The 12,220-nt window shown below is 48.8% G+C and carries 10 protein-coding genes; all 10 read left to right on the top strand.

Going from position 1 to position 12,220, the window contains the following annotated elements:
- Window positions 1-40 precede the first annotated feature (40 nt).
- The 10 genes from argB (at window position 41) to MMB75_RS12160 (ending at window position 12,208) form a co-directional block, all read left to right on the top strand.
- Window positions 41-880 (top strand): acetylglutamate kinase, encoded by an 840-nt coding sequence (gene argB / locus MMB75_RS12205; protein ID WP_016822940.1) that lies wholly within the window; start codon window positions 41-43, stop codon window positions 878-880.
- Window positions 881-932: 52 nt separating this feature from the next.
- Entirely contained in the window at window positions 933-2,195 is a 1,263-nt protein-coding gene (locus MMB75_RS12200) for an acetylornithine transaminase (RefSeq protein ID WP_045244625.1), read from the top strand.
- A gap of 48 nt (window positions 2,196-2,243) precedes the next feature.
- Window positions 2,244-3,206 (top strand): ornithine carbamoyltransferase, encoded by a 963-nt coding sequence (argF, locus tag MMB75_RS12195; protein ID WP_038978181.1) that lies wholly within the window; start codon window positions 2,244-2,246, stop codon window positions 3,204-3,206.
- 45 nt (window positions 3,207-3,251) lie between these two features.
- Complete coding sequence (locus tag MMB75_RS12190) at window positions 3,252-4,487, top strand: argininosuccinate synthase (RefSeq protein WP_013373358.1); 1,236 nt, start codon at window positions 3,252-3,254, stop codon at window positions 4,485-4,487.
- 86 nt (window positions 4,488-4,573) lie between these two features.
- Entirely contained in the window at window positions 4,574-5,986 is a 1,413-nt protein-coding gene (gene argH, locus MMB75_RS12185; protein ID WP_016822943.1) for an argininosuccinate lyase, read from the top strand.
- 519 nt (window positions 5,987-6,505) lie between these two features.
- Window positions 6,506-6,757 (top strand): hypothetical protein, encoded by a 252-nt coding sequence (locus MMB75_RS12180; protein WP_016822944.1) that lies wholly within the window; start codon window positions 6,506-6,508, stop codon window positions 6,755-6,757.
- Window positions 6,750-9,209: a cyclic di-GMP-binding domain-containing protein, MshE-related gene (locus MMB75_RS12175; RefSeq protein WP_016822945.1), complete on the top strand. Its 2,460-nt coding sequence runs from the start codon at window positions 6,750-6,752 to the stop codon at window positions 9,207-9,209. Before MMB75_RS12180 ends, MMB75_RS12175 begins: the two co-directional genes overlap by 8 nt.
- A 23-nt stretch (window positions 9,210-9,232) precedes the next feature.
- Window positions 9,233-10,240, top strand: coding sequence for a glycosyltransferase family 2 protein (locus tag MMB75_RS12170; RefSeq protein WP_017427078.1), 1,008 nt, complete (start codon window positions 9,233-9,235; stop codon window positions 10,238-10,240).
- Window positions 10,203-10,622 carry a GtrA family protein gene (locus MMB75_RS12165; protein WP_013373353.1) on the top strand — a complete coding sequence of 140 codons (420 nt, stop codon included), beginning with the start codon at window positions 10,203-10,205 and terminating at the stop codon, window positions 10,620-10,622. The genes MMB75_RS12170 and MMB75_RS12165 overlap by 38 nt, the downstream gene beginning before the upstream one ends.
- Window positions 10,619-12,208, top strand: a complete 1,590-nt coding sequence (locus tag MMB75_RS12160) for a glycosyltransferase family 39 protein (RefSeq protein ID WP_045244624.1) — start codon at window positions 10,619-10,621, stop codon at window positions 12,206-12,208. Before MMB75_RS12165 ends, MMB75_RS12160 begins: the two co-directional genes overlap by 4 nt.
- Window positions 12,209-12,220: the final 12 nt, after the last annotated feature.

The raw sequence follows: 12,220 nt of genomic DNA, 5'->3' as shown, positions 1-12,220 counted from the left end.
AATCGCACAAAATTGTGCAGAGGAGAAAAGGAGAGATGATATGCAATCGGCAGTGGGACACGCGGATCAAGCGAAACAAGCGGGACTGGCACGTCGTAATTTTGTGATGAAATGCGGAGGAAGTACGCTGGCTGCGTTGCCTGATTCCTTTTTTGACGACTTGGCCCGTCTGCAGTCGGAAGGCCTTCAACCAGTCATTGTACATGGCGGCGGACCTGCGATCTCTGACAATTTGGCGAAGCTGGGAATCGAAACGGAGTTCATTCACGGGTTGCGTAAAACGACTGAACCCGTGTTGGATGTCGTGGAAATGGTGCTGGCAGGCAGCATTAACAAGCAGATTGTTCGCAGAATAGGGATGCACGGAGGGCGAGCGTTGGGTTTGTCGGGCAGTGATGGCTATTTAATTGAAGCAAAGCCTGTGCCGAATGCTGCCGAGGTCGGTTGGGTTGGAGAGGTAACATCTGTTCAAGCATCGATTATTACGGGTGTGCTGGACATGAGCTATATGCCAGTTATTGCGCCTATTGGCATTGATCGATCCGGTCAGCGTTATAACATTAATGCCGATACAGCGGCGGGCGCGGTTGCTTCTCATCTCGGCGTCAGTCGAATGATTGTTGTGACGGATGTACCCGGTATTTTGAAAAAGAATGGTGTAGAGAAGAAGGTGCTGGAATCGATCACTATACAGGAAATTGAAGATATGATCAGCACGGGTGAAATCTACGGTGGTATGATCCCGAAAGTGAGAGCGGCTATTGCCTGCATTCACGGAAAAGTGAAGGAAGTCGTCATCGTTGACGGCAGCGAACCGCAGGTACTCAGCCGTGTGCTGAGCGGAGAATCAATTGGAACACGCATTGTGCGCATGCAGTAATTGCAATATATGCTCAACCTATATAACCAAACGATAAAGGGGCGTGAACGACATGAGTAAGGAACCGAATACGCTGGTGAGCGAGGAAATGCCAAGTACGAATGGAAGCGGAGCGCAAGCGCAAAAGGGGACGGCAAAAACGCAGGCAGATAGCTCTCTTTTTCCAAACTACGCAAGATACCCGCTTACACTGGTGAAAGGACAAGGAAGCTGGCTGTGGGATGATCAGGGCAAACGTTATCTGGATTTCATGTCAGGTATTGCTGTTACCAATCTAGGCCATGCGCCTCAAGCTGTAGCGGAGCGGTTGAAAAAGCAGATCGATGAACTGTGGCATGTATCCAATCTGTTTCATATTCCTGGGCAGGAGCGGGCCGCGGCCTTGCTGACAGCTAATAGTAGCGCAGATGCGGTGTTCTTCTGCAATAGCGGAGCTGAAGCGAACGAAGCTGCCATTAAGCTGGCGCGTCGTTACCACCAGAAGGTGAAGCAGACTGGTCGCTATGAAATCATTACGTTCACGCAATCCTTCCACGGACGGACGCTGGCAACCTTGACTGCTACGGGTCAGGACAAAGTGAAAGAAGGCTTTTTACCGCTTCCCGCCGGATTCAAAAGCGTTCCGCTTCATGATCAGGCTGCGCTCGAAGCAGCGATCAATGAGAATACAGCGGCAATTATGCTGGAAATGGTGCAGGCCGAAGGTGGCATGTATCCGGTAGACCCTGCTTTCGTAGACGTGATTACCCAGCTGTGCCAGGAACATGGATTGCTGCTGATCATTGACGAGGTGCAAACAGGTATGGGACGGACAGGTAAGCTGTTTTCCTTTGAGCATTATGGGATTGAGCCGGATATTTTTACATTGGCGAAAGGACTGGGCAGTGGCTTTTCGGTCGGTGCAATGCTAGGCAAAGAATATTTGCGTGAAGCGTTCACAGCGGGCAGTCATGGTTCTACGTTCGGGGGTACACCGCTTGCTATGGCAGCAGTTCAAGCGACCGTTGAAACGATTATTGATGACAAGCTGCCAGAACGCGCTGCCGAAATGGGAGATTATCTCTTCCAGAGTCTGCAAAAGCAGCTTGCAGATATTCCTTTTGTCCAGGATATCCGCGGAAAAGGTCTGATGGTCGGGATTGAGTGTGCGGAGCCGGTAGCAGAGCTTGTTTTGGCAGGACAGAAGAAGGGCATTCTGTTCATTACAGCAGGACCGAACGTGATTCGCCTGTTGCCTAACCTGTATGTAACGAAAGACGAAATAGATCAGGCTGTAGCATGGATTGCTGAATTGATTCGGGAGCACGTAGCTTAGTGTAAAGACAGAAGCATCCGAGATTAGAGCGTAAAAGGAGAGGATCGCATGAGCCAGGGCGGCGCACTGCAACAGGTGAATTTGAAAGGACGGGACTTTCTAGAGCTGGACGATTACTCGCCAGAGGAAATCCAGTATTTAATTGATCTCGCCGTTGAAATTAAGCGTAAGCACAAAAACGGAGAAGCTTATCAGCCGCTGAAGGGGAAAACACTTGGGCTGATTTTCGAAAAATCCTCCACACGCACACGGGTATCCTTTGAAGTCGGTATGTATCAATTGGGCGGGCATGCCCTTTTCCTCAGCAAAAATGATATTCAACTGGGACGCGGAGAGCCGATTAGCGACATGGCCCAAGTGATGTCACGTTATCTGGATGGCATTATGATTCGTACCTTTGGGCACGATAATGTGGTAGAGTTGGCCCGTTATGCATCCGTTCCTGTGATTAATGGTTTGAGCGATTTGGCGCATCCGTGTCAGGTGCTGGCTGATTATCAAACCTTATATGAACAAAAGGGTAAGCTGAAAGGACTCAAACTGGCTTACATCGGAGACGGCAACAATATGGCGCATTCCCTCTTAATTGGTGGAGCAAAGCTCGGAGTGCATGTCTCCATTGCAAGTCCAGCTGGATACGAGCCTGACCCGAGTGTGGTCGCGGTTTCTCGTGAGATTGCCAAACAGACAGGGAGTGAAATTGTTATCACGCAAAGTCCGCAGGAAGCAGTAAAAGATGCCGATGCGATCTACACAGACGTGTGGGCAAGCATGGGCTTTGAGGAAGAGCAGAAGGAGCGTGAGCTTGCTTTTGCCGACTTCCAGGTGAATGAGGAGTTGGTTAAGCTCGCGAAGCCAGATTATCTATTCCTGCACTGTCTACCTGCGCATCGTGGGGAAGAGGTGAGTGCAGGAGTAATCGACGGTCCCCATTCGGTCATTTTTGATGAAGCGGAAAACCGTCTACATGCACAAAAAGCGTTGCTAGTTGCTTTAATGGGATACAGTTGATCGTAAAGAAGATAGAGGTATAAGCATTCGGGGAGGACTTCAACAATGGCAAAAGAAAAAATCGTACTCGCATATTCCGGCGGTCTGGATACGTCGGTCATTCTGAAATGGCTCAAGGAAACCTATGATGCTGAGATTATCGCATTTACCGCAGATATCGGACAAAAGGAAGAACTGGACGGTTTGGAGGAAAAAGCACTCGCTACGGGAGCTTCCAAAGTGTACATCGATGATCTGCGTGATGAATTCGCCAAGGATTTTATTTACCCAATGTTTCAGGCGGGTGCTTTATATGAAGGGCAATATTTGCTCGGAACGAGTATTGCACGTCCATTGATCGCTAAGCGGATGGTCGATATTGCGATTGCCGAGGGAGCAACAGCCATTGCCCACGGCGCAACAGGCAAAGGCAACGATCAGGTGCGCTTCGAGCTGAACGCGGCGGCGCTAACGCCGGACATCCAAGTCATTGCACCTTGGCGGCTGGAAGAGTTCCGCAACCAGTTCCCGGGCCGGGCAGAAATGATTGCCTATGCGGAAAAACACGGTATTCCGGTAACCGCTTCTGCAGCCAAGCCGTACTCCATGGACCGCAACCTGCTGCATATCAGCTATGAAAGCGGTGTGCTGGAGGACCCCTGGTTTGATCCGAGCGCTCCTGAAAATAAAGAAATGTTCTTGCTCAGCAACGCGCCTGAGGACGCCCCTGATGAAGCAGAATATTTGGAGCTGGAATTTAAAGCAGGCAACTGCGTCGCTTTGAATGGTGAACAGCTAACTCCGCTGCAAGTGATGGAAAAGCTGAATGAACTGGGCGGCAAGCATGGAATCGGACGTGTAGATATGGTGGAGAACCGTTTTGTGGGTATGAAGAGCCGCGGAGTCTATGAGACGCCAGGGGGTACAATCCTGTTCACAGCTCACCGCAAAATGGAGTCCATCACAATGGATCGCGAGGTTATGAATCTGCGTGATAGCCTGATTACCCGTTATGCTACCTTGGTGTACAATGGATTCTGGTTCGCGCCGGAACGTGTTGCTTTACAGGCACTGGTTCATGAGAGTCAGAAAAATGTCAGTGGTACGGTGCGCGTGAAGCTGTACAAGGGCAATATTATCGGTGCAGGCGTTAAAAGTCCGGTTAGCTTGTACAACCCAGACATTGCAACCATGGAAGCTGATCCGACGCAAGCCTACGACCAAGGCGATGCCACAGGCTTTATCCGCTTGAATGCTTTGCGTTTGAAGGTAAATGCGGGCGTAACACAAAATCATAAATAAGATGTAATCAAAAAAATGTACGGAATGCGGGCCGTTCTTGTCCAAACGACGAGGGCGGCTTGTTATTGCAGAGAGGGGATCATGCAATGAGTAAGCTATGGGGCGGACGGTTTACAAAGCAAACGAACAAGCTGGTAGAGGAATATACGGCTTCTATTGAGTTTGATCAGGCGTTGGCGGAAGAAGATATTCAAGGCAGTTTAGCTCATGTGGCCATGCTGGGCAAATGCGGTATTATTCCGCAGGAGGATGCGGACACGATCAAGGGAGGACTGCACACCGTTCTGGAGCGTATCCGCCGTGGGGAAATTGAATTTTCCGTTTCGGATGAGGATATTCACATGAATATTGAAAAAAACCTGATCGAGGCCATTGGTCCGGTCGGCGGTAAGCTGCACACTGGACGCAGTCGTAACGATCAGGTAGCAACGGATATGCACTTGTATTTGCGCGGACGTGTGGTATCGCTGGTAGGTATGCTGCATGATGTACAAGTTGCATTAATTGGGCAGGCCAAGGACAATCTGGACACAATAGTGCCTGGATACACACACTTGCAGCGTGCGCAGCCTATTTTGTTCGCGCATCACTTGCTAGCGTATGTGTCTATGCTAGAGCGTGATATTGACCGACTCAAGGACAGCTACAAGCGCATCAATGTGTTGCCGCTCGGGGCTGGCGCTTTGGCTGGAACCACTTTCCCGATTGATCGTCATTTTGTAGCTGAGCAGCTCGGTTTTGATGGCGTCTATGAAAATAGCCTGGACGCTGTTAGTGATCGGGACTTTATCGTAGAGTTTTTGGCCGGAGCCTCGCTGATTATGACGCATTTGTCCCGTCTGAGTGAAGAACTGGTGCTATGGAGCAGCACGGAGTTTGGTTTTGTCGAGCTGGATGATGCTTTCTGCACAGGCAGCAGCATTATGCCACAGAAGAAAAACCCGGATGTACCGGAGTTAGTACGTGGCAAAACCGGGCGTGTCTATGGAAACCTCGTTGGTCTGCTGACAGTACTGAAGTCCTTGCCACTGGCATACAACAAGGATATGCAGGAGGACAAGGAAGGGATGTTCGATACGGTTGCTACGCTGGAGGGAGCCTTGCAATTGTTCGCTCCGATGATCGCTACGATGAAGGTGAACAAGGATCGCATGCGTCAAGCGGTCAACCAGGATTTCTCCAACGCAACGGATATTGCGGACTTCCTGGTCGGTAAGGGGCTTCCGTTCCGTCAGGCCCATGAGGTTATCGGCAAAACGGTGCTGTATTGCATCCAGCAGGGCAAGTATTTGCTTGATCTGAAACTGGATGAATTCCAGCAGTTTTCGGATCTGTTCGACGAGCGTATTTATGAGGTGCTTCAACCAGAAGCGGTAGTCAATGCTCGGAATGTGTATGGTGGAACCGCCACCGGTCAGGTGCAGGCAGCCATTGGACGCAGTGAACAGCTTCTAGTGAACACGTCAACATGGTTTGAAAATCATAAGCCAAAAAATTAATCTGTGAAGAAATAATTATTCTCTTGCACAGCAACGGGATGCTGTGTAAAATCAGATTTTAAGAATATTTGCCAGCTATGTTCTCAAAGGCACCGTTCGCGGTGTCTTTTGTGTTTTCCGAGAGGGTTGAAAGATTTATGATCGGAATAATCATGAACTACATAGAATTATTGGAAGTATATCGTCTACGATGTTTGACTCGCATAGTTCTATAGACCCATTCATACATTAGTGTGAAAGTTTCTAGAATTTACATTTTTGTATACTACGCCTACTAGGATTATGGTAGAATAGCACTAAGTTTTTCATTGAATTACCAATTTAGTAGAACGAGAAGCATATGCGATAAATCATTGTCAAGTGTTTAATGGCTTTTTCGACCAGGGAAATTTCATAAATGTGTAAATGAAGAGCTTAAATGAGAACACAGGTGTGTCCTGGTTTCGGGAGAACGGCTGGTAACAATATGGAAATAGTGACATAACAAAAGACAGAGTCGGGACGATCCAGGGAGGTATTATGAGAACTAAACGAACGACGCGTCAGCTAAAGAGCGCTTGGATCGGTTATCGCGCTTCTGACGCCGATGGATTGGTATCCTCATTGCATGAGGAGCGAATCCAGGCAGAGAAGTTGCTACGTGAGGAGCGGGAGCTTTTCCACGCGGCGCTGGAGCGGAAAAAGCAGCGGGATACCGAGTTAAAGCAACTGCTTGCGGACGCGCTTGCGGAAGAGCGGCGCTGGATTGAAAGGGCGGGAATTCATGGGTGACAAGCTTAGGTGGCAGGTTGGAGGAGTTTCAATTCGCCAAACCAAGAGAAGAATAAAAGAAGAGCGTCAGCGAATCGAACAACTGCAACAACAGCTAGAGGCTCAGCGTGCAGAGCAGGCCCCGATACTGTACAAGCTTGATTTTCATATCGAAGAGTTGGAACGGCGACTTCAGGATACAGAACTTCGTATTCAGGCTTTACAGAATGCCAATGATACAGCAGCAGCTGTGGAACAATTGCTGGATGAAGGAATACAGGATGGACAGGTGCAGGAGGCGCAAGTCCAATATGCATCTGGGCAGGAACAAGCAGCGGCAGGAGCAGCTATAGGTCTTGCTTCCAGTATCCCTGGTGCAGAAGGCGGAGAGGCGGCAGCAGGAACGCAGACCGGACGAAACGGCAAGGCCCGTCTGGGAGATCAGCTGGTGGAGAACGGGATGATTACCCGGGATCAGCTGACAGATGCTATCCGCAACCAGAAGCGTTACGGTGGCAGACTGGGCGATATTCTTGTAGAGATGGGTTTCATTACAGCTGAGCAGCTACAAGAGCAAATTGACGGTGATGAGTCCAAGGAGAGACTGGGCGATATGCTGGTTCGTTCCGGCTATATTACACCGGAGCAGCTAGAGCGTGCGCTCGAGTTCCAGGCGAAGAGCGGCGGACTGCTCGGCGACATCTTGCTATCATTGCAAATGTTGGAGCCAGCGGATTTGTACCGCGCGATTGCTACACAGAACCGAATCGGGCGTATTGGTGAGGAGTTGGCGCTGGATGCGGCGTACAAGCTACCCGAGCAAGTGGCCATGGCTTATGGCGTGGTCGTCATCCACCAATATATGAACCGCTATATTGTAGCGGTCAGTGATCCACTGCCAGAGGAGCGACGCTTGAAGCTGGAAGAAATTCTGGGTATGCCGGTAGAGCAAGTACTTGCAACGAAGGAAGAGATGGAGCAGCTCTGGGGTAAAATCTACGGTGAGGAAATGATGCAAGAGAGCACGACTGGGCTATTGGAAAAAGAACCGCATAATTCGGCGCGGACCACCTTTACCAAAGGACAGCTCTGGGTGTTTGCAGCTATGGGAATGATCACACTGCTTGGCCTCCTCTGGAACAGTTGGAAAACGGTGCTGATCATTAATATGATGATTCAGCTGTTTTATTTTGCTATGACGCTATTCAAATTTGGTATTATCTATCTCGGTTCCCGGCGTGGGGCGCAGCTTCGCTTCACGAAGGAAGAGGTAGACGCCATGGATGAAAAAAGACTGCCGATCTATACGATTCTTGTTCCGATGTATAAGGAAGCGGGCGTGCTTCCGATGTTGTTGCGGAATTTGGAACAGCTGGATTATCCAAAGTCCAAGCTGGATGTACGGCTGCTGATCGAAGAGGACGACATTGAGACGATTGAGCTGCTACGGGAAATGAAGCTGCCAGCGTATTACACGACACTGGTCGTGCCCGACGGCTTGCCAAAAACTAAGCCGAAGGCATGTAATTATGGACTTATTCGGGCCCGCGGCGAATTTGTCGTCATTTACGATGCTGAGGATCGTCCCGATGCTGACCAACTTAAAAAGGTCATTGCAGCGTTTGATTCACTGCCTGAGAATTATGCGTGTATTCAAGCGAAGCTCAATTATTTTAACAGCACACAAAATTTGCTGACCCGCTGGTTCACACAAGAATACAGTATGTGGTTCGAATTGCTGCTGCCAGGAATTATGCAGTTAGACACCCCCATTCCGTTGGGCGGTACGTCCAATCATTTCCGGGTATCTGTATTGAAAGATATCAATGCGTGGGACCCCTATAATGTAACCGAGGATGCCGATCTGGGCATTCGTCTGTATAAAGGTGGTTATAAAACGGCCATTGTCGATTCCCGCACATGGGAGGAAGCGAACAGCCGCGTGGGCAACTGGATTCGTCAGCGTTCACGTTGGATCAAGGGATATATGCAGACATGGCTGGTTCATATGCGCAATCCGGTTAAGCTGGTGCGCGAAGTGGGCTGGAAAGGATTTTTCGGTTTTCAGGTGATGATTCTGGCGACTCCGATGTTGCCATTGCTAAACCCGATTTTTTGGGGCTTGCTTATTTTATGGTTTGGCTGGGAGTTGTCCTTTATTCCCAAGCTGTTCCCGGGTTATGTGTACTACTTGGCCAGCGCGGAATTTTATATCGGTAACTTTCTGTTCGTATTCAGTAATGTGGCCGGCATGTATTGGGTCATCGGTGAGCTGGAAGAACGCGGTGAACGAACATTTTCATACGCGATGGTCAAATATGGGCTACTCTCGCCGTTATATTGGGTACTTATGAGTATAGCTGCGATAAAGGCAGCTTGGCAGCTTATAACCAAGCCGTTCTATTGGGAAAAGACGACGCATGGTCTGACCGATATGCATGACTTGGATGATACCCCGGCACAGTCCTCCTGAATATGAAGAAAGAAGGAGCAAGAATGGAGACCAAAAATCCTTTTTTATCTGTCGTCATTCCCATGTACAATGAAGGCTCTCACCTTGAGCGTTCACTTAAGGTGATTGATGGGGTGCTGTCTGTTGTCACCTCACGTTATGAGCTTATTATTGTAGATGATGGTTCCAAAGACGATACGTGGCTCAAGTTGTCCGAATTGTCCCGTCGTATGCCCTCTTTGCTCGCACTCCGGCTGAGTCGGAATTTTGGTAAGGAGCTGGCGTTGTGCGCAGGTTTGGAAAATGCATCTGGCGATGCGATCATTGTCATGGACGGTGATCTGCAGCATCCTCCTGAGATGATCGGGGAAATGGTGCGTTTATGGCAGAATGAAGGTTATGATTTAGTTGAATGTGTGAAAGAATTTCGGGGAGAAGAGTCTGTAGGCAAAAAGCTCGGAGCTTCTTTGTTCTATGCAACCTTGAATCGTTTGACGGGCTTTAATCTAAAGGATGCCTCCGATTATAAGCTGCTGGATCGAAGAGTGGTGGATGCCTGGATGGCGATGCCAGAGCGTATGCCGTTTTTTCGCGGGATGACCGCCTGGCTCGGTTTTCGTAAAACCCAGATTACATTCCGGGTGGCTCCACGAGAAGAGGGTCCAAGCCGCTGGAGTCCGTTAGGCCTATTTCGATTGGCTGCGGAAGCGATCGTTTCGTTTTCGACGGTACCTTTGCGGGTAGTGAGTTTAATGGGTCTCATTTTCATGCTGATTTCGGTCGTGTTGGGGATTCAAACCTTAATGCACAAAATAACGGGTGACGCTGTGACCGGGTTTACCACTGTCATTTTACTGCTTTTGATTATCGGTAGTGTACTTATGCTGTCGATTGGAGTGGTAGGAGAATATATTGCCGCCATATATCACGAAGTCAAAGCCAGACCCCGTTATCTAATTGCAGATAAACGGGCGAATGCTGACCGACTGTGGGTGGATAGGGAGTTTAATCAACATGATCAGACGTTCGTATCTAAAGTATCCAATCATTAAATACGGTATTGTCGGACTGCTGGGTACAGGCATTCATGTCGGTGTACTTGTGCTGCTGGTGGAGCTGTTTGCAATACCTGCAGTAACGGCTACTACCATAGGCTTTATCGTTACGTTGCTCGTTTCGTATGTGCTGAATCGTAACTGGACGTTCGAGCCTACCGGCGAAGGGAGCCGCACTCAATTTCTTAAATATTTATTGGTCTGCACCTGCGGCTTGCTCCTGAATGCCGCTCTGATGTACGTAACCATTCACTGGATTGGTTGGTCGTATCTGATCGGTGAAGTCTTAACTACCATCATCGTGCCAGTTCATAATTATATCTGGAACCGCTATTGGATCTTCTCCGTTCCGCAACAGCGTCAGAAAGAGGTTTCATGATCGTAAGGAAACATGGAAAGTTGTTGTCATTGTTTGCTTGTATTGCTGCTCTAGAATTAGCGGTGGGTGTTTATTTTGCATGGCATCTTGGCTATATGCATACCGATGCGCTCAGTCGAGTAGCAAATGCATTTTATGTACTGTATAGTCGTGACCCGCATTTGGGTGCTATTGGGTTTGTGTGGAATCCACTACCGAGTTTGATGGAACTCATTGTACTGTTGTTCTATCCATTGTTTCCCGCACTCGCTTCCCACGGGCTGGCAGCAGTGATTGTGAGCAGCCTGTTTGCTGGGGCGAGTGCAGCATTATTGTACGGGACGGGAAAAGAACTAGGGCTTCACGGTGTAACTAGTTTGCTAATTGCGCTGTTATTTTCACTGAATCCGTTTATGTTTCTGTTTGGCTTCAACGGCTTAAGTGACTCGCCCTATATCTTTTTTATCCTGTTGACAGTGAGTCGATTCTGTATGTGGCTTAAGGATCGCAAGGCGGCGAATTTGATCGTATCCGGTTTTGCGCTTGCATTGGCATTTTGGGTTCGCTACGAAGCAGTCCCACTGGGGGTTGCGCTGGCTTTGGGCGTATTACTGACGATTTTTTTTCTGCATCGGTGGCGTACAAACAGAGAGAACGTTAAAACGCAATTGTCTTTAAAAGAGCGCCTGTACAAGGTAGAAGCGACATGGCTTCTATTGTTGCTGCCGCTTGTCTTTTCCGGTTTGCTGTGGCTCTTTTTTAACTGGATTATCATGGGCGACCCGCTTTACTTTTTACGCTCGCAATATTCCAATTCCACACAATCAGCGGCTTTGCTGGAGGATCAACGCTTTGTAGAAATGTTTGCTCACCCTATGCTGATGCTAAAGTTTGTCGGGCAACGGACCTTATGGTATGCGGCTCCGTTGATTGCCGTTTTGCTTATACGCCTATTGGACAAACGTCTGTGGAGTTGGAGCACATTAACGCTGCTGGCTATTTTTTTATCAGTACCTGGGCTCCAGCTTTTACTGATGCTTAAGCATTCTTCGTTTGGCTGGTTCCGATATTTTATGTATGTATTCCCGATTACGGTTGCTTGGCTGCCGTATGAGCTTAGTCTGTTGAAGGGGAAAATGCGGGGGATCGGAATCTCACTGGTAACGGCAGGAATGTTGGCAACAGCAGGCTTGTTATCCTACGCACTGACGAATCCCGCGATTGCGGCGGATGAGCATAGCTATCTGACGCATAGTGGCAATGAAAGCTATACTCGACAAATTGTTGAACGGAAAATAGGGTCATGGCTGGATGAACATTATGGTTCATCTCTCATTTTGACAGATTCTTACACGGCCTATCCGATTATTTTGAGCAGTAAAATGCCGAAGAAGTTTATGATAACGAGTGATTATGATTTTGGGAAATCTTTAACGGATCTGCCCGCTTCCAAAGTGGATTATGTTTTGGTTACGCGCTCGGTAGAAGGGGTACCGCTGGATCAGGTGAACCGGAACTATCCTGATCTGTTTGAAAAGGGGGCGCCATGGGCCTCGTTGGTGCATGATTTTGATGGGGAGTGGCGATTGTACAAGATAGGGCATTGAAGAACTGCAATA

The sequence above is a fragment of the Paenibacillus sp. P2(2022) genome (genome assembly GCF_029522175.1).
Classification (GTDB): domain Bacteria; phylum Bacillota; class Bacilli; order Paenibacillales; family Paenibacillaceae; genus Paenibacillus; species Paenibacillus polymyxa.
The sequence above is the reverse complement of the archived record's forward strand: the minus strand, read 5'-3'. Positions and strand labels throughout refer to the sequence as shown.

Excerpts from the sequence above, each read along its gene's own strand:
- argB (WP_016822940.1), top strand. The coding sequence starts at position 41 with ATGCAATCGGCAGTGGGACACGCGGATCAAGCGAAACAAGCGGGACTG.
- MMB75_RS12200 (WP_045244625.1), top strand. The coding sequence starts at position 933 with ATGAGTAAGGAACCGAATACGCTGGTGAGCGAGGAAATGCCAAGTACG.
- argF (WP_038978181.1), top strand. The coding sequence starts at position 2,244 with ATGAGCCAGGGCGGCGCACTGCAACAGGTGAATTTGAAAGGACGGGAC.
- MMB75_RS12190 (WP_013373358.1), top strand. The coding sequence starts at position 3,252 with ATGGCAAAAGAAAAAATCGTACTCGCATATTCCGGCGGTCTGGATACG.
- argH (WP_016822943.1), top strand. The coding sequence starts at position 4,574 with ATGAGTAAGCTATGGGGCGGACGGTTTACAAAGCAAACGAACAAGCTG.
- MMB75_RS12180 (WP_016822944.1), top strand. The coding sequence starts at position 6,506 with ATGAGAACTAAACGAACGACGCGTCAGCTAAAGAGCGCTTGGATCGGT.
- MMB75_RS12175 (WP_016822945.1), top strand. The coding sequence starts at position 6,750 with ATGGGTGACAAGCTTAGGTGGCAGGTTGGAGGAGTTTCAATTCGCCAA.
- MMB75_RS12170 (WP_017427078.1), top strand. The coding sequence starts at position 9,233 with ATGGAGACCAAAAATCCTTTTTTATCTGTCGTCATTCCCATGTACAAT.
- MMB75_RS12165 (WP_013373353.1), top strand. The coding sequence starts at position 10,203 with ATGATCAGACGTTCGTATCTAAAGTATCCAATCATTAAATACGGTATT.
- MMB75_RS12160 (WP_045244624.1), top strand. The coding sequence starts at position 10,619 with ATGATCGTAAGGAAACATGGAAAGTTGTTGTCATTGTTTGCTTGTATT.